General features: G+C 57.8%; 18 protein-coding genes and 3 pseudogenes. 6 read left to right on the top strand and 15 right to left on the bottom strand.

Features of this window, described 5'->3' with window-relative positions:
- Positions 1-64: 64 nt before the first annotated feature.
- From MUG95_RS16440 to MUG95_RS16420, 5 genes are all read right to left on the bottom strand, one after another.
- On the bottom strand, positions 65-433 hold the full coding sequence (locus MUG95_RS16440; protein WP_247010801.1) for a DUF7568 family protein: 369 nt from the start codon (positions 431-433) through the stop codon (positions 65-67).
- Positions 434-436: 3 nt separating this feature from the next.
- Positions 437-928: a DUF7995 family protein gene (locus MUG95_RS16435; RefSeq protein ID WP_247010805.1), complete on the bottom strand. Its 492-nt coding sequence runs from the start codon at positions 926-928 to the stop codon at positions 437-439.
- A gap of 103 nt (positions 929-1,031) precedes the next feature.
- Positions 1,032-1,448 (bottom strand): DUF8025 family protein, encoded by a 417-nt coding sequence (locus MUG95_RS16430; RefSeq protein WP_089767359.1) that lies wholly within the window; start codon positions 1,446-1,448, stop codon positions 1,032-1,034.
- A gap of 86 nt (positions 1,449-1,534) precedes the next feature.
- A complete protein-coding gene (locus MUG95_RS16425; protein ID WP_247010800.1) occupies positions 1,535-2,557 on the bottom strand; it encodes a two-component system sensor histidine kinase NtrB in 1,023 nt (340 codons plus the stop codon).
- Between the two features lie 98 nt (positions 2,558-2,655).
- Complete coding sequence (locus MUG95_RS16420; RefSeq protein ID WP_089767355.1) at positions 2,656-4,818, bottom strand: PAS domain S-box protein; 2,163 nt, start codon at positions 4,816-4,818, stop codon at positions 2,656-2,658.
- Positions 4,819-4,958: 140 nt separating this feature from the next.
- On the opposite strand from MUG95_RS16420, the pseudogene MUG95_RS16415 reads away from it, so the two are divergent.
- The 3 genes and pseudogenes from MUG95_RS16415 to MUG95_RS16405 form a co-directional block, all read left to right on the top strand.
- Positions 4,959-6,107, top strand: a pseudogene (locus MUG95_RS16415) (PAS domain-containing protein); the annotation flags it as partial.
- A complete protein-coding gene (locus tag MUG95_RS16410) occupies positions 6,093-6,746 on the top strand; it encodes a sensor histidine kinase (protein ID WP_256463880.1) in 654 nt (217 codons plus the stop codon). The pseudogene MUG95_RS16415 and the gene MUG95_RS16410, both read left to right, overlap by 15 nt.
- Positions 6,747-6,757: 11 nt before the next feature.
- Positions 6,758-7,741: pseudogene (locus tag MUG95_RS16405) on the top strand (two-component system sensor histidine kinase NtrB); the annotation flags it as partial.
- A 36-nt stretch (positions 7,742-7,777) separates the two neighbouring features.
- Here MUG95_RS16405 and MUG95_RS16400 read toward each other — a convergent pair.
- The 4 genes from MUG95_RS16400 to MUG95_RS16385 form a co-directional block, all read right to left on the bottom strand.
- Positions 7,778-8,467 (bottom strand): DUF6735 family protein, encoded by a 690-nt coding sequence (locus tag MUG95_RS16400; protein WP_089767352.1) that lies wholly within the window; start codon positions 8,465-8,467, stop codon positions 7,778-7,780.
- Positions 8,468-8,689: 222 nt separating this feature from the next.
- A complete protein-coding gene (locus MUG95_RS16395; protein ID WP_247010799.1) occupies positions 8,690-9,952 on the bottom strand; it encodes an RNA-guided endonuclease InsQ/TnpB family protein in 1,263 nt (420 codons plus the stop codon).
- 155 nt (positions 9,953-10,107) lie between these two features.
- Positions 10,108-10,296 carry a DUF8012 family protein gene (locus MUG95_RS16390; protein ID WP_089767350.1) on the bottom strand — a complete coding sequence of 63 codons (189 nt, stop codon included), beginning with the start codon at positions 10,294-10,296 and terminating at the stop codon, positions 10,108-10,110.
- 111 nt (positions 10,297-10,407) lie between these two features.
- A complete protein-coding gene (locus MUG95_RS16385) occupies positions 10,408-11,304 on the bottom strand; it encodes a biosurfactant protein 1 (RefSeq protein WP_247010798.1) in 897 nt (298 codons plus the stop codon).
- Between the two features lie 136 nt (positions 11,305-11,440).
- Between MUG95_RS16385 and MUG95_RS16380 the strand changes: the two genes are divergently transcribed.
- Both MUG95_RS16380 and MUG95_RS16375 read left to right on the top strand, forming a co-directional pair.
- A complete protein-coding gene (locus MUG95_RS16380) occupies positions 11,441-11,992 on the top strand; it encodes a DUF7342 family protein (RefSeq protein WP_247010797.1) in 552 nt (183 codons plus the stop codon).
- A 17-nt stretch (positions 11,993-12,009) separates the two neighbouring features.
- Positions 12,010-12,498 carry a hypothetical protein gene (locus MUG95_RS16375; RefSeq protein ID WP_247010796.1) on the top strand — a complete coding sequence of 163 codons (489 nt, stop codon included), beginning with the start codon at positions 12,010-12,012 and terminating at the stop codon, positions 12,496-12,498.
- Here the strand turns inward: MUG95_RS16375 and MUG95_RS16370 are convergent.
- The 3 genes and pseudogenes from MUG95_RS16370 to MUG95_RS16360 form a co-directional block, all read right to left on the bottom strand.
- Positions 12,495-12,659: pseudogene (locus tag MUG95_RS16370) on the bottom strand (transcription initiation factor IIB family protein); the annotation flags it as partial. The gene MUG95_RS16375 and the pseudogene MUG95_RS16370 overlap by 4 nt on opposite strands.
- Before the next feature lie 90 nt (positions 12,660-12,749).
- Positions 12,750-13,619 carry a biosurfactant protein 1 gene (locus MUG95_RS16365; protein ID WP_247010795.1) on the bottom strand — a complete coding sequence of 290 codons (870 nt, stop codon included), beginning with the start codon at positions 13,617-13,619 and terminating at the stop codon, positions 12,750-12,752.
- A 263-nt stretch (positions 13,620-13,882) separates the two neighbouring features.
- A complete protein-coding gene (locus MUG95_RS16360; RefSeq protein WP_247010794.1) occupies positions 13,883-14,803 on the bottom strand; it encodes a transcription initiation factor IIB in 921 nt (306 codons plus the stop codon).
- A 214-nt stretch (positions 14,804-15,017) separates the two neighbouring features.
- On the opposite strand from MUG95_RS16360, the gene MUG95_RS16355 reads away from it, so the two are divergent.
- Positions 15,018-15,449, top strand: a complete 432-nt coding sequence (locus MUG95_RS16355; RefSeq protein ID WP_247010793.1) for a group I intron-associated PD-(D/E)XK endonuclease — start codon at positions 15,018-15,020, stop codon at positions 15,447-15,449.
- 245 nt (positions 15,450-15,694) lie between these two features.
- On the opposite strand, the gene MUG95_RS16350 is transcribed toward MUG95_RS16355, so the two are convergent.
- The 3 genes from MUG95_RS16350 to MUG95_RS16340 all read right to left on the bottom strand — a co-directional run bounded on the left by MUG95_RS16350 (position 15,695) and on the right by MUG95_RS16340 (position 19,663).
- A complete protein-coding gene (locus tag MUG95_RS16350; protein ID WP_247010792.1) occupies positions 15,695-17,638 on the bottom strand; it encodes a hypothetical protein in 1,944 nt (647 codons plus the stop codon).
- 305 nt (positions 17,639-17,943) lie between these two features.
- Positions 17,944-18,810, bottom strand: a complete 867-nt coding sequence (locus MUG95_RS16345) for a DNA-binding protein (protein ID WP_247010791.1) — start codon at positions 18,808-18,810, stop codon at positions 17,944-17,946.
- Positions 18,811-19,402: 592 nt separating this feature from the next.
- The gene (locus tag MUG95_RS16340) at positions 19,403-19,663 is read right to left on the bottom strand and encodes a HalOD1 output domain-containing protein (protein WP_017342075.1); all 261 of its coding nucleotides are present in this window, start codon (positions 19,661-19,663) and stop codon (positions 19,403-19,405) included.
- Between the last annotated feature and the right edge of the window lie 48 nt (positions 19,664-19,711).

The raw sequence follows: 19,711 nt of genomic DNA, 5'->3' as shown, positions 1-19,711 counted from the left end.
CAAACCACGCACACCCGTTCCTTAGCGGAATGTACGGCCTTCACTCTCGGAGTCAAGCCCTGAGTTACGGCGTACTCCGCCCGTAGATGATGCGTGAGGGGGCTTCGTACCCACAGTCCGGGCAGTCGTACCACCGCTGGACTTTCGCTCCGTCTGCCGCTTTCTCGCCGACACGAACGTCCTCGTTCGGACACTCCGGACAGCTGAGGTCCGGAGCGGGACGCTCCCGGAGCTCGTCACGGAACGCCGTCGCGTCTTTCGTCTCGTACCCCCGCGACCACACTGGGTAGCCGTCGACGAGGATTGCTCCACGCCATTTGTACCGATACGAATCTGGCGCTCGATGCAGGACGGCTCGCGCACCGGTCTCGGTGTTCCGATACGCGAGCGTCGGCGAGCGGCACTCGCGTCGCCAGTTGGTGATGCGGGGCATTGTTCAGAAGTGGACGTCAGCGGGCACGATCCAGAGCTCTTCACTCTCCTCGAGGAGTCGATCCAACTGTCCACGGTGGCGAATGCCGGTTCCGTGTTCGGTGTACAGGAAGATCGTTGGGCCGTCGTACGCACCGACCTGGTGGAAGGCGTGCCGCGCGAGGTCCTCGTCGCGCATGATCTCCTCGTCGGAGAGCTCCTCGATGGCCTCCTTCACCCGGTCGAGATTACGCTCGAATTCCGCCTTCGTCGCCTCCCAGCCACGCTCGAGGAGATCCCGGCCGTCGTCGGAGTCGACGGGGGCTGCCGTCGGCAACTCCCCCCATCGCGCCTTCCCCGCAACGGACGTGTCCTCCTCGTCGAAGGTCACATAGTAATCGAAGACGGCGCCGGCGTGTGGGTCCGCGCCGACCAAGCGGTCGAACACTGACTTTCCGGTGGCCAGGGCGTCGTCGTGCGTCGATGCCTCTACCAGTGCGTAAATTACCATGTGCATCTCGAACACCTCGAAACGCCGACGCACCGGGGGTCGTTGCTCGCTCCAGCTGCGCCGGCACCCATCGCCGGCGCTCGAAAAACCTGCTCGTGACCGCGGATTCTCAGGCCTCGTCCGCTCGTTCGACAGTGATAGTCAGGTCGCCCGATTCGTAGTCGGCCTCGAAGTCGACCGCGAACGCGTCCGACTCGTAGGCGGCGTGGTAAGCACGGTGGCGTTCGAGCGAGCCAGTTGCCTTGAAGTGGAAGAATGCGGCCGCCGTGTAGGGCTTGCTCTGTGTTTCGACCTGCGACTCGACGGATGCGGGGAGCGCGATCTGGGGCGTCTCCGTGTCGATACTCCCAGCGAACTCCTTCGCTTCCTCGACGGTTGCTTGCGAATGTGCCGGTGTCTCGCCGGTGAGCACGTTCACCGGGGTTTCCGTCTCGTCGGTGAACAGGACGTCTTCGAAGGTGTGTGTCCCGAGGATCGCCTCAGCATCCAACTCGCAGTCGTGAAACGGGTCGTCGTCTGAGGTCATCGAATCACGAGCCTACGGCGGGGCTCACCCATCCCGACCCCTGAAAAACAGTATATTTCTTTCTTTAGAGAGGAAATCTTCGTACTTCACCAAGTGACTTCGAACCGTGCTCCACCCTCGGAACTTCCCGTGATGTTGATCTTCCACCCGTGCGCTTCGACAATTTGGTGTACTATCGAGAGTCCATAGCCGGTCCCCTCTTGATTCGTCGAATAGCCGTGTTCAAACACATCTGATCGGACCGATTTTGAAATTCCTGGTCCATTATCTGCGACGTATAGACCCGGCCCCTCGGAGAGAGATCCCACACGAACTGTGACATCCTCGCCACCGTGATCGATTGAGTTCCGAAAAAGGTTCCCCAGCAGCTCTTGGAAGCGGCTCTTATCCGCAGTTATTGACCCGAGTTCATCGTCGACCCGTAACGTAGCCCGGCGGGTTTCAACGCTATCCCATGATTCGTAGATGCAGTCTTCAACATCAATTGACTCTGTTTCACCAATCGAGCGACCCGCCTTGGACAGTTCCAGGACATCCTCTACCAGATCATCTATCCGAGATAACGACTCTGAGACTTTCTTTAGTTCCGGACTCTCGTGGTTCTCTTGAGCGATTTCGGTGTAGCCTTGGGCAACAGAGAGTGGATTTCGGATGTCGTGTGTGAGAATGTCAGCAAACTCGTCCAACCGTTCTTTCTGATCCTGTAGCTGGTTCTCCCGTCTCCGTCGCTCCGTGATGTCTCGAATGATGCCCGTAAAATACCGATCACCGTCGTGTTCGTGTTCACGAAGACTGATCAGCGTTGGAACCTCGTGTCCGTCCTTGTGAAGCGCGGGGAGTTCTATCCCGTCCCAGTCGATATTTCGCTCACCAGAGTCAACATATGATTCAAGAGCTGCGGAATGGACGGGTTCTAGACGCTCTGGAATGATTTTCATTTTAGAACTTCCGATCAATTCGTCAGGAGAATACCCGAGAATATCCTTAACAGCCGGATTCGCATAAACGATATTGCTCTGTTCATCGATTGTTAGCATCCCCTCGGCTGCGTTTTCTACAAGCGTCTGATAGAAATCGTCGCCGTTGACAAGCGGAGGAGGAGATTCCATCTTCAGTTTCCTAATAGTGGTTCCCGGTTAACGCTTGTTCACATTGTTGTTCTCTTCGTGGGATTTGCCTTTGACCCAAAATGGAGATCCGCCGAGGACTACGAGTCGGTGATTTCGAATCGGACTCCATCAAGGTGCTTTCCACCTTTGATATGAATTTCCCACCCGTGGGCGAGCACGATTTGACGAACACTTGCCATCCCCATCCCGATACCTTCTTCTCCGTTCTTCGTCGAGAACCCCGGTGTGAAAATCCGGTCCCGAAGTTCGGGGTCGATACCGGGACCGCTATCCTCGTAATAGAACCCGGATTCGAATTCTCCTATTTGAATTGTAACGTCGTCGGGACCGTGTTCGATTGAATTGCCCACGAGGTTCTCGAGCATCCGTTGGAGGGCATCGGTGTCTGCCTCGATCCGTGTCCCTTCTTCGACCGTTACTGAGGCGGTCTGTGGCGGATCGACCGCAGTCCAAACGTCGTCCAGCACGGATTCCAACTCGATGCGCTCCGTTCCCGAAACGATTTCTCCCGTTCGAAGCGTCGTCACGAGATCATCGCGTAACTCGTCGACGCGGTCGATCGCCTCAGCTGCCTTTTCGACGTGTTCCATCTCTCCTGTCTGAAGAGCTAATTCCAAACGTCCTTGAACCGTTGAAACCGGGCTTTGGAGGTCGTGTGAAACGAAACTCGCGAATTCATCGAACTGCTCGTTGCGTCGTTTCAATTCGCGTTCTCGGCGCCGTCGTTGTGTGACGTCTTTCGCGGAGACGATGATACGGGAGGCAGTTCCGTCATCGTCAGTAACCGGTCGGAAATTCCCCTCGACAGTGGCCTTTCCACCGTCTTCTGTCGGGTGATCTGCCTCGTACTCGACGTACTCTCCGTCGGCTGCCTCAGCGACCCACTGTTTGACCGCCGCTCGATAATCGTCGGTCCACCAAGGCGTTTCCCAGAACGGGTTGCCGACGATATCTTCTCGTGATGCGTCGACGTACTCGAGCGCTATTTCGTTTATGTCTTCAACTGTGCCGTCGGTGTCAAGAAGACCGACGAGGAGGTTTGGATCGTTAAAAATCGCCTCAAATTGGTGTTCCTGCTCGCGCAAAGTCTGTTCACGCTCCTTTAATTCGGATATGTTACGCCCTTCTGGAATAAGTAATGTGACATCGCCGTCGTCGTTGGTTACCGGTCGAACGGAGAAGTCGACGAAGGCCTCTTCATTGGCGCCCTGGATTTTGATTTCGTCCCGGAATAACTCGCCGTTCTGTGCCGTCTCAACTGCTTCACGGGCAACATCTTTCGCTTGCTGGCTTGATTCGAACCACTTCCCTTCCCACAGCGGCTTTCCGACGACCTCGTTCCGATCGATGCCGGCAAACGAAAGCGCTGCCTCGTTTGCCTCGATGATCGTTCCGTCCGGTTTGAGGAGCCCTGTGAATTGATAGGTGTTATTGAAAATTGCTTCAAAGCGACGCTCACGGCGTTTCGACTCTGTTATGTCTGTGATGAATCCTTCAAGCGCAATAACCTCACCATCGGAATCCGTGACGTTTCGGCCGCGCTCCCACACCCATTTGGTCTGCCCGTCAGCTGTTTCGATTCGATACGTGAGTTCAAACGGCACACCCTCTTGGAGCGCTGCCTGGACCTCATCCCAGACCTCTTCTTGGTCGTCCGGATGGATAACGTCCTCGCCCCACGAGACGCCCCCCGATTCGATTGTTCCAGGAGAGTAACCGGCGAGCTCCTCGCACTCGCCGGCGACCTCGTCCATCGGCCATCCTGGCTCGTTTCGACATCTGTAGATAAGGCCCGGAACGTTGCTTATGATTGTTTCGAGCCGCCGTTTTTGCTCTTTGACGGCTCGTTGTGACTGCTGGCGTTCGACAGCATTTTCGATTCGATTTGCGAGCAACGTGTACTGCTCTGTGCCACCCTCTTTTTGTAGGTAGTCCGTGACCCCGGCCGAAATGGCGTCGCTCGCAACCTCCTCTGAGCCCTTCCCAGTAAAGAGAATAAACGGAAGATCAGGGTACTCGTCACGTACTGATTCGAGCAACTCGATCCCTGTCATTGAGGGCATATCGTGATCTGAGACGACACAATCGAGATCCTCGCTTCGTATCCGCTCCAGCCCCTTCGTAGCGTGCGTCTCCGTTTCCACGTCAAAATAGCCGCTCTCTCGTTCTAGGAAATCGGCAGTGAGACTCGCAAAATCCGGCTCATCATCGATATGAAGGACCCGAATAGAGTCAGCCATGTCAGGCTATTTTAAGCAGAGCTTGAAAGAGGTTATCCTGAACTACCCTTCTTATTCGCTTACTATCTACGTTTAATATAGCGGTGGATGCCCAATACTCGTGGATTTAATTTATAATGTTGCGCCGAAGTGTTTGTCGTATGGCAACCTCCCCGCTGAGTGAGATGGCTCCGTTTAATCTCGATCATCGTCTTATGTCGGTGCTACTCGTTGATGATGATGAGTCTCTCGTCGATATGTCCTCGGTCTTCCTGGAGCGAGAAATCGACAATATCGAGACGACGACGCTTACTGATCCGGAAGCTGTTCTCGATGAGGTTGATGATGGGAACTATGACTGTATCGTGAGCGACTTCGATATGCCACGTTTGGACGGCTTAGAACTACTCACCAAGCTTCGTGAAGACGGAGTCGAGATCCCGTTCGTCCTGTTCACAGGGAAGGGAAGCGAGGAAATTGCCAGTCAAGCTATCACCGCTGGTGTCGACGAGTACTTGCAGAAAGGGGGAACGGAGGAATACCCCGTCCTCGCGAATAAGATTGAAAATCTCGTCGAGAAATACTGGGCGGAGACGCAAGTCCAGCGGGGGTTTCTAGCCATTGAATCCGCCGAAGAGGGGATCGGTATCATCGACGAGGACGGCGTCTACCAATATATGAACGAGGCCTATGCTGGCGTATACAACCGTGACCGCGCCGAGCTAGTCGGGGAGCACTGGGATATGTTATACCCGCCAGAGGAGACTGAGCGCTTCCACGATGAGATCCTTCCAGAGCTCGAAACGACGGGAGCCTGGCGCGGCGTCTCGACCGGTGTCACCAAGCAGGGTGACCCTGTCCCTGAGCGTCTGGTCCTCACCCAGATGGACAGTGGTGGCCACGTCTGTATCGTTCAAGAACTCGATCAGAACGACGAACTCGAGGCTGAACTCGCGTTGAAGAATCGGGCGCTTGATGCAACCGGTCTCGGGGTCGTCATCACCGACGCATCTCAAGAGGATAACCCGATCATCTACCTGAACGAAGGGTTCGAGGAACTGACTGGCTACGACGAAGAGGAGGTGTTGGGTCGGAATTGCCGATTCCTACAAGGTGAGGATACGAACCCCGACACTGTGGCTGCCATCCGAGAGGCCGTCGATACCGGTGAGTCGATTTCGACGGACATTCTCAACTACGACGCGGACGGTAACCCGTTCTGGAACCTGCTCGAAATATTCCCTATTGCGGACGAAACCGGCGATATCACGAACTTTGTCGGCTTCCAGCGTGAGATCTCCGACCGACGGGCGCACACGGAAGATATCGAATCACAGCTCGACTGGCTCGGGGAATTCGGCCATGTCCTCTCCCATGACTTGAAGACGCCCCTCTCAGTCATTCAAGGGAATCTCGAACTCGCGCAGGAACTGGACGACACGGACCGATTGGACGATGCGGTCGATGCGGCCGACCGCCTTGAGGCCCTCGTTGACGATCTGGCGAATGTGATGCAACAGGGCGACCTGGTAACCGAGGTCGAGCCGGTGGAACTCGGCGACGTGTTCCGGTCGTGGGACGCTTTTGAGACTAACCCGGAATCGCTCGATGTTCTCGATTCGAAACCGATCTTAGCCGACGAGCATGCCCTCGTTAGGCTGGCTGACAACCTTGTGAAAAACACCGTCGAACACGCAGGCGACGGAACGGCAATGCGAGTCGGGACGCTCGCAGATGGCTTCTACTACGAGGACGATGGTCCCGGAATCCCTGAGAGTGAACGTGATGATGTCTTCAAGCCAGGATTCACGACGAAAGAAGATGGAACCGGCTTCGGAATGGTGAGCATCAAACAGATCGCCTTAGCACACGGCTGGGAAGTTACGATCGACGAAAGCGAGGCTGGTGGTGCTCGATTCGAATTTACTGGGATTGCAGAGCCGCAATGACCCCGTCTTCCTCACGAGAAGCACAGCTTGAGGCACTATTCGAGAAGTCTCCTGATCTCATCGCTATCCACGATTCAGACGGCGTTATTCGCGACGTGAATGAGCGGATGTGTGATGAGCTGGGCTACACGGAGTCGGAACTGATTGGGAAACGAGTCTGGGAACTGGATCCGACAGTTGAGCCCTCGGAGGCGAAATCCTTCTGGACGGACCTCTCGACGGAAACACCGCGACGATTCGAAGGGAAGCTCAAACGGAAGGACGGATCGATATTCCCGATCGAGATTCATCTCATCCGCTTAGATTTGGACGGAGACGATCGATTCGTGGCGATGGACCGTGACATCACCGACCAGCAGGAACGGGAAGAAAGACTCAGGCAGCAAAACGAACGGTTGGATCGGTTCACTAGTGTCGTAAGCCATGATCTCCGAAACCCACTACAAGTTGCTGAAGGTCGATTAGAACTCCTCAAAGAAGACTGTGACAGCGAGCATATTGAAGACATTGAGCGTGCGCTGAATCGGATGGACGCACTGATTGAGGATCTGCTGACCCTCGCTCAAGATGGTGATGCAGCGATGGAGCGAGAAGCAGTCGAACTAGAGACGCTTGTGGAGACCTGTTGGGAGACGGTGGTAACACAAAATGCGTCACTCAAAATCGAGACCGACCGTACTGTTCATGGCGACCGTGACCAACTCCAGCAGCTGTTCGAGAACCTGATGCGCAACGCTGTCGAACACGGTGGTAGTGACGTCACGATAACCGTTGGAGATCTCGATTATGGGTTCTATATTGCGGACGATGGCGAGGGGATTCCGGAGGACGATATGATGGCAATCTTCGACGCGGGCTATTCGACGGCTACAGACGGCACCGGGTTCGGGCTAAGTATTGTCGAACAAATCGTAGAGACACACGGCTGGGAGATCACAGTCAAGGAAAGCCAAGCTGGTGGGCCCCGGTTCGAAATTTCAGGCGTGACCCAGTAGCTGTCCGTTATGAAAGAATCCTACTGAGTCGGTGTCTCACGTTCCTACGTTGTTATCCCGTAGTTGCTGATGACTCTCTCCGGCCGTTTCAAAGGGTGACTCTCCGGTTGGAATGAGCAGCTCCTGTCGGTCCCCGACCCGCTCAGCGAGCTTCCGTTTCAGGTACTGTCTCGCCGTCGACGGCGTAAAGACGCCCTTGTCGAGCATGTCGCCGACGACGTCTTTGAGGGCCGCGAACTGGCCCTGCAGGTGGCCGTCGCCGACCGGCTCGCCGTCGTACCAGCGCACCGTCGCGAGCGCGCCGTTCCCGACCGTCTCTCCCTGTTCGACTGTCTCCGAGTCGTACTGGAGCCCGAACCACAGCGTCCGATAGGCGGTCACCTCGAACGTCGTCGACACCACGAAGAACGCCTCGTGGTGGAGGTAGTCGAGATGGTCAGCGACGATCTCGTCGAGGGTGAGCCCGGTGGCACGAGGCTTCGGCTCGACGACCGTCGACGGTCGATTTTCGCCAGCGAGGTAGCCGTCGACCGCATCTGCCTCGAGGCCATCGGCCAGTTCTGCCAGCAGCTGTTTCGCCCACTTGGAGTCGGTGTCGTCGCCACCGAATGGCGACTCAGCCGAGATTCGGTGCTTGAGCTTCAGGTTCGCTGCACCCCAATGGCTGTAGTGGAGCGTGTACTGTCCGTCTGTGCGGTCGTACGCAACGAGTGCGCGGTGTCCCATCGAGCAATCACCTCACGGGGCGACCGCGACTGGATCGCCCCGCACCCCTCTCGGGGGACGAACAACGCTACTCGTCGATCGGGTCGAGGGAACTGAGATCCGCGTGGAGGACTTCGCCGTCGCGAACGACGTACTGGTTTGGCAGTATGGGAAAGCGGCACTTCGTCAACCGTCTCCGGGTCAAGCCCAGAGACTTGTCAGTGGACTCCCGCTCTATCCGCGCTAGGCGGAAGGCTTGTATTCACCATTCACGTTCAGCATCCCTGACTTCAGGGCCAGTTGACTGGTGGCCCATCCACCGCGAGACTTCTGCCCGCGATGGATATACTTGCAGTATCGGTTTGCAATGTTCTTCGCCGCGTTGTAATCAGCGTTCACCTCATACCCACATGACCGGCACTCGAACTGCTTGTCGTCGCGATTATCCTCGTGGGTACACCCACAATATGAGCAACGTTGGCTCGTGTACGCTGGGTTCACGAAATCGACGAACAAATCAGTAGATTCGACCTTGTACTCAACGAGTTCCACGAACTTCGCGTAGGCCCACTGCTGGAACTTGCTCCCGTTCGCAATGTTCTCGCGGATGTGAGTGAGGTCCTCGAAAATAATCCCGTCTACATCCGCATCACCGGCTTCCTCGATGAGGTCGTTGGCCTGGTTGTGGAGCCAGTTTAATGACCACTCGCTGAACTGACTACCAATAGATTGAATCGTGAGGTGGGCCGATCGAGTACCCGTCTGTTGTAGGCAGCCGCGGCGTTGCTCGTATTGGTCGCGCTTGTGGGTGAGGAAGTCTGCACTGCCAATGAACTCGCCTGTGGAGGTGACGACGAACGCGCCAGTCACGTTCAAGTCCACGCCGAGAACCACTCCGTTCTCGGGGAGATCATCACATGACTCGCTTTCTTGGCGTTCCGGTCCGTCACTCCCATAATCGGGATTTTTCAGCGTAACGTGCAGGTAGAACGTGTCCTCGTTCTCGTCATATTGGAGCGTGGCACTTGACGTATTCCAGTTGTCACTCTCGTAGTACCGTCCGAACGGCGTGTTCTCTCGCTGATTTTCAGGTGGGAGAACGTATTCGGCGGTGACTCTTCCGTTCGGCGTCGAGAGGGTAGCGTGGTCGTCGTTGAACGTCGCGGAGCGTTTGTCGTACACGATGCTCCACGAGTCGAACTTTGGTTGGCTGGTCTTCTTGCCCTGCGTCAATTTCTCGACGCCGGCCCTGACGGCTGTGATAGCGCGACGAATACCTTTCTGAACGAGGTTAGCGGTGAGCTCGGTTTCCTCCCTCAACTCGTCATACAGGGCCTCTTCGGCCCTGCTCTTGCTGGTGATACAGTCGTCGTCGTACCGCCACGCCCACTCGCTCGTTCGGTTAGCGCAGTGGAGGAATTGAGTCTTGGTCTGATGGAGATCGCCACGACGTTCTCTGGGTACGTCGAGTTTGATTCGTACCGTACGTCGTAGCGTGTCGTCCATTTGTGATTCACCTTCGTTGTTACTTTTCGGTAATATGGAATTGTTCAGTGAGGTGGGTCATCTGTTGGCCTCGGGGTTCTCTCCCCCGCACCCCTTCTGGGGGGCAATAAACAGCCTCTGGAACGAGATACCCGAATTCCGGCCTGCGACGTCGATCAAGACTCGATCTGTGTATCGGCGTCCCCGCTGTGTTGCGGTTGGGTGAGCAGACTCACGTCCTGCAGGAGAGCTCTCGCTGCCTCGATCCGCTCCTGATCTGCGTCGTCGAGTCCGGCCGTCTCGATGCGCTTGAGATTGGTGAGTGAGCGATGCAGTCGATATCCGGGCGTGTTGCGTGGGTCCATTTGAAGCGCCTCGCCGATTCACGGCGCAGAGAAACCTCTCCGGCTGCGGGTAGCTGTGGAACTGAGTGCGCCTATTAACCAACATTGAGAATCATATAGCCATTTTGTTGGTTAAGACGAACGGTGCGTCGATGGACTCGGCCCGTAGCGAGCTGAGCCACACACCCGGCACTCCCAGATCGGTTGGCCCGTCCACGCCGCATCCGGGACTGATTCATGGGTCTTGAACCGATGGTCGGTTGCCCGTCCACAGTTTTGACAGTCGAGCTCCTGCGTCGTTGGTACCGACGACACCTGACGTTCAGCCGCAGCCTCGCCAGCGGATTCGGTCAGCGCCATCGCTGGGACCAGCCACACCGCGCCGTCGGCGTCGTCGAGGACCTCAGTGAGACGCGACGGGTCGCGGATGCCATTCCCCCGCTGGTCGTAGAGCCGTATCGGGGCCTGCTCCTGGCGCTTCGACACTCCCTGCCCGTACCACCCAGTCCGGTCACAGGCGGCACTGAGAAGCCCCTCTCCCTCCTCTGACGACACCTGTACCGCGTCGGGGAGTGAGGGCCATTGCTCGGCCACCTGGCGCGCCGGCGCCTCGTCGAGATCGTAGATGAGCGTGTAGTCGTCGACGGCCGGCTCCGCCTCGTTGGCAGAGAGGAGGTTCGCCCCGGCACCGCCCTTCGCGACGGCCCCGTAGAACGTGGTCGACTCGACGACCAGGTGGATGATACCGAGATACGTCGTCGACGCTGACTCAACCGAGCTGGTGGCGTCACTCTCGAGATGGTTGGTGAGACAGAACCGGCATTTCGTCTGCCTGTCTGGGACTGACGCCCCACAGGACCGGCACTCGCCGTCGGTGGTCGACGGCTCGTCAGGGTAGCCACCCGTGGTCGTCGCGACGCGTTGTCGCTTGGGGTCACCCTCAAACCCATCGTCCAGCCTCGTGTCCGGAATGTGGGACGCCTCGCCAGTCGGCCGCAGTTCCTCAAAGTCAGAATATCTGTTGTGCATCGGTTGGCTCATAGCTTCTGTCGGTTTCGCATTTCAATGTCCGGACGTGTATGCTCGTAATGCACTCTAGATTATGCGAGAAGGTACAAACATATATGGGAGTGGGGTACGAACACTGTTGCAAGAGGTGCTAAGCATGTCGGAACCCCCACGGAATGGCGTCCACTCGTGGACTGAGTCGATGAGCGCTCGCGACCGTATTCGAGCCGTCGCCGAGACGCTTCGTGAACCCCGGTCGGTTAACTGGATCAGCGAGCAGGCCGACGCCGCCTGGAGCACGACCAACGAGGAGCTCCAAGATCTCGTCGACCAGGGGCAGCTGCGCCGCGTCGAGGCCGGCGAGACGACGCGCTACCAGCCGGACTACACGCGACTGCTCTTCGAGGAAATCCGCACGCTCATCGAGGAGAACACGCGCGAGGAGTTGCGGAACGAATTGGCCGCGATCACCGAGGAGATCGAAGAGTGGCAGGCGACCTACGACGTCGAGACATGGGAAGACCTCGAACAGTCGCTTGCTGATGGGGATCTCTCAAGTGGCGAGCTCCGAGAACGTCGTGATGTCATCGCGTTCTGGTGCGAGAACGAGGAGGACCGCCGCCTCATCAAGCACGCACTGGAACTCTACTCGGATGTGGAAGCCGCCCGCGAACAGATGACCAACGTGGCTGACCGCGCCACGAGCTAATCCTCCTCTCTCACAGTATGATCTTTCTTGCCGGTCGCGACCGCTACACACAGCGCACCCTCCTCCGCGACGTTCACGACCGATTGACGAGGCAGGCTGGGTGTGAGAACGTGCGCTATCGCCCGTCTCGACGACGCCCTCGGTACGTCATCGCGGATGTTGACCCGACGACGTTCCTGAGTGGCTCGTACGATGCGGAGACCGCACGACTGGAGATTCGCTTCTGGTACCCCGCTGGTGTCGACCACGAATACTACCGCATCAACTGGGTCGAACCGGACCGGAACCTGATGCTCGGCTTCCACCATGACGCCGACCATCCGGACCTCGGGCCCTGTCACATCCAACTCAATCACGAAGACACGCCGGTTGATCGCCACGAGGCGACGTTCCTCGATGCGCATCCACTTGCCGTCCTCGATGACCGACTCCAGCAGTTCCCGCCCACGCTAGATGCGATTCACTGGAAGAATGGAGCGCCCTCGCTCCCTACCTGGCCCGTCTAGACCGCGAGTTCATCGAGCGTTTGGTGATGCGTCCGTGTCGTGGTCGGCGTGACGTTTCCGGACTCGGCGATGTCACGTTGCGTTACCCACTCCCCCTGTTCCCGCCCCGCTTTGTAGAGACAGGCCGCTGCGAACCCTGCCGAATGAACGCCTGCCGTGACTGCCGTCGGACTTGCGGGTACTCACCGTGTTAACCAACAGAATCCATCTCTGTCGGAGATTGTTGGTTAATCGGCGAGATTCCTCCTGCCCTATTTGGGAGCAGGTCCGTAGCGACCCGTGGCGCACACCTGGCACTCCCAGATTGGTTGGCCCGTCCAGGTCTCGTCAGGGAGCGACTCGCGTGTCCTGAACCGATGTTCTGTTTCTCTCGTACAGTGCTGGCACTCGAGGGCTGTCACGGTCGGAATTTCGGCTCCGGCACTGCTGGATTCCGTTTCGTGGGGTACTGTTTCAACAGCGATTGCTGGGACGATCCAGAGCTGATCGCTGTCGTCGAGCGTGTGCTCGAGGGACGACTCATCACGAATTCCCTGGCCACGCTCGTCATAGACGCGTGGAATCTCCGTCTGAGAACGATCGCTCCTCTCGTTCCACGCTGTCCGCTCACGGGCCGCTGTTAGCAACGCGTCGCCAGCCGCTGTGGTCACCTCAGTAGCAGCGGGGAGCGTAGGCCAGCGCTCGGTTAACTGGGGTGCGGGCTCGTCGTCGAGATCGTAGATGAGCGTACAGTCGTCGATCGGCTCGTCGTGACCTGACGTGAGGAGTGTCGCTGCAGCTGCTCCCTTTGCCACGGCGCCGTAGAACGTCGACGACTTGACGAGGAACTGGATCACACCACGGAGTGTTTGCTCGGAACTCGCAGCATCCGACGCTGAGGCGGCGTCGAGTTCGTGTTCGAGACAGAACCGGCATTTTTGTTGCGATGCCGGGATCGATGCACCACAGGAGACACAGGCTCGGTCTGTGTCGGTTGTTCCGTCCGGATATCCGCCCGAATGCGCGGCTTCACGCTGGCGGGTTGGCTGGCCGTCCGCTGGCTGATCCAGTGCTGGGTCCGGCACCAGAGCGCCTTCCCCGACAGGTTGGAACGCGTCTCGGTCTGAGTTGTGGTCAGTCATCGATTCGGTCCGCGTTTCCCCCGGTTTGGTATTTAAACTCAGGGGTGAGAAAATGCGGGGACGGATTCGGCGACGACGGGATAAATCTGACCGCCTGAGGCCGATTCAGTCACGGAGCTCGGCGACCGCTCGACCGACCTCGCGAACGTGCTCACTCCGCTCGATATCGAGTTCTGTCGACAGATACTCGACAGTCTCGTCCAGATCCATACCCCCTTGTAGACTCTCTGCCTGTATGTAGGTATTCCTCTACCGGAGGCGTCTCAGATCGCTTGGAGTTCGTCTCGCCGGCTTCGGAGCGTCACGACTGACACCTCTGCTGCCGACGCGACGGTGGATTGGGTAATCAACGCGCCCTGCTCTTGGGCAGCCAGATAGACACAGGCGGCCGCGACGCCCGATGGCTGACAGCCGTTCGTGAGGGTTGTCCCCTCGGCGCGTTCTGCGAGTTCGTTCGCGCGTCGGTGAATGTCGTGGTCTAACTCCAGCTCCGAGATCAGGCGTGGAATGAACGACGTCGAGCGCATTAGCGGCGCCGGGAGCTCTAATTCGCGATTCAGTGTTCGATAGGCGTTGATGACACGAGTGGACTCGACTCGGGCGGCATCGACGACGTCTTCGAGGAGGAGTGGGTGTTGGTTACATCGACAGGTACCGTAGATACTCGCTGCGCCGATGGCTTCGATGGATCTGCCACGAAGCAGATCCTCGCTCTGAGCGCTCCGGAAGAGCTGGCACGCCTGGTCACGAATCGATTCGGAGAGCTCGAGCGCACTTGCCAGCCGGCGTACCTCGCCCAACCCGTGTGCGAGATTCCGTTCCGCTTTCGACCGCCAGCGACCACGGGTCTGCTCACGTCGCATCCGGGCCAGCCGTCGGCGTTTCTGGCCTGAGAGTTCGTTCCCGTGCGCATCGGTTCCGTGGCCGATCTCGGTCGAGAGGCCTCGATCGTGACGGGCTGCAGTGAGTGGGGCGCCCGTTCGTTCACACTCCTCGTCGTCGTACGCCCGCCACTCCGGCCCGTGATCGATACGTTGTTCGTCGATGACTAGGCCACAGTCCTCGCAGAGCGTTTCGACCGCGTTTGTGGTGACCCGTCCGTCGCATTCGGGACACTGGTTCGCACTCGATTCCGTTCGGACGTCTTCGTCGAAGCCAGTTTCATAGATGTCTCTGGTTGCCATCGTTCTCACCGTGTTTTGGGAACTCGCCAGTACAGCGAGCCCCTCACCCATTGAGGGGATGAAAGACTCAGTGCAGGACTGGCGCACCTACTGAGATCTGGCGTGATTGAATTACGGTGTTGTAGTCACCTACAACGGAGTGGGGGCACTCGGCTCATCGAAACCGGGACTAATCGGACGTACTTTTCTGTAGTAGTACCATTAGTAGGTTGGTATGGATTTAGAACGAGGTTGGCGGGGTGATGCGTCCGAAGCCTTAGTCGCCGCAGACATCCTTCGAAATGGGTATGGTGTAGCTTATCCCCATGGTCACGAGCAAAAATACGACCTGATAACCGACGTTGGGTGGGGGCTGTTACGAGTCCAAGTGAAGACTGCGAGCGATTATGATGAATACCGTTACGAGTTAGAAATCTCTCCAGAACGGTACCCCGATGGAACCGTCGATATATTCGCTGGTGCCATCCACGAAGAGGGTACGGCGATATACGTACCTGCTCACGAAATGGGAAAGACGCAACGTGTAAATTTCAATCCTCCCGAAGAAATGCCCAGTGATTGGCATCGTGAACAGGCGAACCTGCCCAGAGATTTCTCGATAGGCGAGACTCTCCTCAAAATTCGAGAGGCAACCGACTCTCGGTAACACGTACAGGATAAATCGGTTGGTTGTAGCCAATGTTGGATTGGATTAGCGCCAACCCATTCCACGTTCAGTTTATCCCCGTTATTTCGTCACCTGCAGCCCCACCCGAACTAAGGACATTCCGCATATTCTTCGTAATAGATCTCGAGTTCCACAGGGCAACGTACTTAACACACGTCGTGTTCCGTCCCATCGCTTCCGCGGTCGACGCTAGCTCGGAAGAATGCCGGTGGCCGCAGCCAAGGTCAGTCTTGCAACACAGGACATTCGCCGAGGAGATGGGACTCGACATCACTGGTCGACTGACCACAGAGGTTGCAACGGATCGGCGGATGGGCAACAGATGTTTCACCCACTTGGATGTGGAGTTCGTCTTTCGTGAACCAGAAGCCCGGTTCGTTCTCCTGATAGAGGACGAATAGATTCGAGGGAGTGTTCTCAAGCTCCCAAACCGCGGTGCGGGGTATCTGTCTTAGTATCTTGTCCAGTGCGTCCGGATCCGACTTGAGAGACTCCACAACCTCCTCGTACGTTGCGTCCGTTATCCGCGTCGGGACGCGGATTTTTTCGGGGTCATACTGCTCCCCGGACTTATCGTCGGTCAGGGAGATATTCACCGTCCCGGGGAGTGCGTCAATGTACTCGGACTCGATCACCTCCACATCCGGGTTGATTTTCTCGACTACGATCTCGGTGTACTGTTCCGACTGGCCGATTTCTTTGAGTTTATCCACAGCCTCGAACGCGTCATCCCGCTCAAGATCGGCTTCAATAGCCTCGTCAATCACCTCGATCTGTTCCTCGGAGACCGCGAGAGGGACAGGGATGTGCCGCTGGGTAATCGTCTGGAGCAGCGCCACCTGCTCCATCCGTTCCTCCTCGAGCAGTTCTTCGAGATTGGGCAGCGGGAAGTCGTCAGGAACCCCAGTCGGGTATGTTGTTCCTGTTTGCTCATCGTGGACGGTGATTCCAGCCAACGAATCGTCGCTCAGGAAATCCTGCAGCCTGAGCAACTCGTAGTATTGTGTCGCGTCCAGGTCGTTGATCGTGAACGTGACAGAGAAGCCCATCAGTGGCTGGGGAGTCATTCCTTTGAATCCCTTCTCCATAACGCTCACTTCGATCGGAAATTTGTCCGAGATCTCGTCGTCGTTCTGCGTGGAGACGTGGAGTTCATCTCCCTTCAGTTCGAGACGCCCCGAGAACGTCCATTCTGACGGTTCGGAGAGGAAGTCGATAGTTTCCTCAGTCCGAGGCAAGATGAAAATACCACTCTTGTGGTGGCCACGTATCCAGTCTGGATCGCTTTCTGCGGAGCCTTCTTCAGCCTCCTTGTACGCGAAGAACGAGATGTCAAACTCTTTTTCCTCGATAACAGCCTCTGAAACCTCCTTGAGGTGATTGAACAGGTCGTGTACAGTCTCCGTGATAGAGAGCGTTTTTTCGAGGAGGTAGTCAATTGGGAGAAGGACTGTGTATGGGTCGCCGTCGTGGTTCTTACAAACGAACAAGACGAAGTCCATATCCACTTCGGCCTCGATGGATTCGCCATCCTCGTCGGAAGGGGTAAGTACGAACTCATTCTGAGTTTCCGGGATAACTCGATTCCCGTGCTTGACGGCGTTGTAAATGTCGTGGAAGGTCGTATAGAACTCACCGATTGAACGAATTTCCCTGTCCAGAACTTCTGTTGACTCCTCGATCTTCTCCTGCAGTTCCTCGTCATCCAGCTCGCCCTCCTCCGGGTGTTCGACGGTTTCGAGGTAGAGGTAGCCGAACACGGTCTCAAGGAGTGTCTGGTAGTCTTCTTCGATCCCCTCGGCTTCCAGCCACTCTTCGATCCGGTCTCCTTCGAGAGCTGAATAGAAGTCCTCCACAGCGCCGGGGTATGTCGTAGTGAGATCGTCGATCAGGTTTTCGCGGCCTTTGAGGTACGCGATTAGATAGATACTGAAGGCTTCGACGTACTGAATAGCTGACTGGAACACTTCGACCTTTGCGAACGCCTGAACCTTCTCGACCTTGTCCCCGGCGTCGACATCGAGCCCCTTCTGCGCCTTCGCGTGAGAATCCTTGATGTGGTAGTACAGTATATCCGGGTCGTGTAGGAGGTCGATGAATTCCTCGGGGGAGCGTTCTTCGTCCTCACCGGTCGTGAACTCGTGTCCTTCGAGAGGATCGTCAGTCATACGAGGAGATGTTGGAACCAATTGGTTTCACCCAACTTAGCGGTTCGGTCAATCCGTTCCCCAAATTTTGTGAACCTCAATCGTTTCTCTGACCCAATCGGAAATCAGGACGCTGACGAAAGGTCGCCGCTTCCGACCCAGAAAAACCCCTCTCATCGTTCTTTTGATAGGAGTCTCCGTGAATCACTGACCTCCGTAACGAGGTCGTGGCTGCGCGCGCAGCGAAGCGAGCACGGAGCGGAGGGTGGGGTGGCGGGGCTTGGGTTGGTCCGGCACACAACAAAAAAGAGGGCTGCGTCAGCTGGCTATTCTTCCCACCACCGACCGCGCTCCGGGAACTCGATCCGCGACCACCCGGTCAGCGCGATTGAGCACCGACCTTCGTACCAGTTCTTGGCTGCTGCCCGGAACCGGACTTTCTGACCTTCACGCACCACGGTTTGATTGCTCTTCTCCCAGCAGGTGAACTTGATCTTACCGGTGTCATCCGCTATCAGCCCAACTTGTTGGATGCTCGTCGACGACGGCTCCCAGAGGGTCTCGACGGTCCCTTCGACCGTCACCTCACCGACTGGGACATCCGGTACATCCGCGATGGGCACGATTGCCCCCGGAGCTGCCTTCAGTTCTTCGAGCGTCTCCAGCACCGCCTTCGTGACGTCCCGCCCGCGCTGCACCTTCTCGGCCAGCTGCTTCGCGACGACCGCTCTCGACCAGCCGCCCTGCACTTCGTCGCTGATCCGCATCGCCTGCTCGTTGACCTCCGCGAGTTCGTCTTGCGTCAGCTTCTCCCGGGGATCCGTGCGCTCCACCGAATCCGGCTCGTCACGACCACACTGCTCGCTGACGACCTCTCGCGTGCGCTGCTCCCGGCCGTCCTGCGTTCCCAGCTCGGCCTGGGCACTGATGCGCTCCAGTTCGGCTTCCCGCGCCCGAATGCGCTCCTCTTGTTCGAGGGTGACGCCGTGAATCCGGTCCTCGCTCGTGTCCGCGATCCCGTCCGGGTGGTTCGCATCCACCTTCGCCTGCGTCTCCTGCTCGACCGCCGCCTCGAACTCCGGCGTCTCGTCGACGACCGGGAAGCCGTCTTCATCGACCGCCTGCTCGCCCGCTTTCTCGAATGCCTGTTCATCGACCGAAACGACCTTTCCGCTAGCGTTGTTACTAGACATTGGAATCACTCACCGGTGATTTCCGACGAAGGCGCTCACGCGCCGACACCGCGATGCTACTACATCGCGGTTTTCCGACGACAACGACCGACAGAACCATCTGCGCGCTCTCGCTCGCGCCTTCGCGAGCGCCCTACCGGGCGCGAGCGAGAGCGCGCCTGCATGAGGTGACCCCAACCAGGACCGCGCGCCGACCCGCCCGGAGCGAGCGGCCAGCGGAGTAAGCGTGGGGGGTGAGCAGCTACGCCGCGCAACCCCTCGCGCTTACCCGCTGGCGTCGAGGGCACATGCACTTTAGCCCGGAACGGGCGCGGGCGGTGCGGAGAGCGCCCGCACGCCCGGAATGGTCGGTCGCGAGCGACGCGGAGGGCGGCAGCGGCGAGCGGGGCGGGCCGTCACGTACCCACCTGTCCAGCCGGCCACGTCGCTCGGTGAGCCATTCACCGTCCTGGTGGACTCAGAAAGGGCGAGGCCGCCTCGGCCGTCCCCCGACCCCGCAAGCACCGCAGGCACGAGGCGCGCAGCGGTGGTCGCGGGACGTCGAGCGGCCGAGGGCTTTCAGGAACGATCCCTATCTCGGACCCGCACGTCGTTATTCGCCGACGGACTGCGATTCGTCCTCGACGATGACGTCCACACCGTCCGGTGATACATCGAGTGGGATCCCCTCGACAGTGAACTGAACGGTGATGTTCTCATCGGCGGAGGCGATCACCTGTTCGAGCGCATCGGGGTCGACGTAATCGTGGAGCTGGTAGGAATCGTCCTCGAGTCCACACGTCTCCAGCGTCTCAATTATCTCGACGAGAAGGTCATTCGGTCCGCCCGAACTGTCCGATGGAGGGGAATGCATCTGAACGCTCGGGGGTTAGGGTGGCAGGCGTTTAAAACGTTAGGAGTC

Origin of the sequence: Halorientalis litorea (assembly GCF_023028225.1) — an archaeon.
In the GTDB taxonomy this organism is placed as follows: domain Archaea; phylum Halobacteriota; class Halobacteria; order Halobacteriales; family Haloarculaceae; genus Halorientalis; species Halorientalis litorea.
Note: the sequence above shows the minus strand (reverse complement) of the source record. Positions and strands in the feature narration are given on the sequence as shown.

Coding starts and splice junctions, on each gene's coding strand:
- MUG95_RS16400 (WP_089767352.1), bottom strand. CDS start 8,467: ATGGGACACCGCGCACTCGTTGCGTACGACCGCACAGACGGACAGTAC.
- MUG95_RS16375 (WP_247010796.1), top strand. CDS start 12,010: ATGATCTTTCTTGCCGGTCGCGACCGCTACACACAGCGCACCCTCCTC.
- MUG95_RS16425 (WP_247010800.1), bottom strand. CDS start 2,557: ATGGAATCTCCTCCTCCGCTTGTCAACGGCGACGATTTCTATCAGACG.
- MUG95_RS16420 (WP_089767355.1), bottom strand. CDS start 4,818: ATGGCTGACTCTATTCGGGTCCTTCATATCGATGATGAGCCGGATTTT.
- MUG95_RS16345 (WP_247010791.1), bottom strand. CDS start 18,810: ATGTCTAGTAACAACGCTAGCGGAAAGGTCGTTTCGGTCGATGAACAG.
- MUG95_RS16355 (WP_247010793.1), top strand. CDS start 15,018: ATGGATTTAGAACGAGGTTGGCGGGGTGATGCGTCCGAAGCCTTAGTC.
- MUG95_RS16440 (WP_247010801.1), bottom strand. CDS start 433: ATGCCCCGCATCACCAACTGGCGACGCGAGTGCCGCTCGCCGACGCTC.
- MUG95_RS16350 (WP_247010792.1), bottom strand. CDS start 17,638: ATGACTGACGATCCTCTCGAAGGACACGAGTTCACGACCGGTGAGGAC.
- MUG95_RS16365 (WP_247010795.1), bottom strand. CDS start 13,619: ATGACTGACCACAACTCAGACCGAGACGCGTTCCAACCTGTCGGGGAA.
- MUG95_RS16430 (WP_089767359.1), bottom strand. CDS start 1,448: ATGACCTCAGACGACGACCCGTTTCACGACTGCGAGTTGGATGCTGAG.
- MUG95_RS16360 (WP_247010794.1), bottom strand. CDS start 14,803: ATGGCAACCAGAGACATCTATGAAACTGGCTTCGACGAAGACGTCCGA.
- MUG95_RS16395 (WP_247010799.1), bottom strand. CDS start 9,952: ATGGACGACACGCTACGACGTACGGTACGAATCAAACTCGACGTACCC.
- MUG95_RS16390 (WP_089767350.1), bottom strand. CDS start 10,296: ATGGACCCACGCAACACGCCCGGATATCGACTGCATCGCTCACTCACC.
- MUG95_RS16340 (WP_017342075.1), bottom strand. CDS start 19,663: ATGCATTCCCCTCCATCGGACAGTTCGGGCGGACCGAATGACCTTCTC.
- MUG95_RS16380 (WP_247010797.1), top strand. CDS start 11,441: ATGTCGGAACCCCCACGGAATGGCGTCCACTCGTGGACTGAGTCGATG.
- MUG95_RS16435 (WP_247010805.1), bottom strand. CDS start 928: ATGCACATGGTAATTTACGCACTGGTAGAGGCATCGACGCACGACGAC.
- MUG95_RS16385 (WP_247010798.1), bottom strand. CDS start 11,304: ATGCACAACAGATATTCTGACTTTGAGGAACTGCGGCCGACTGGCGAG.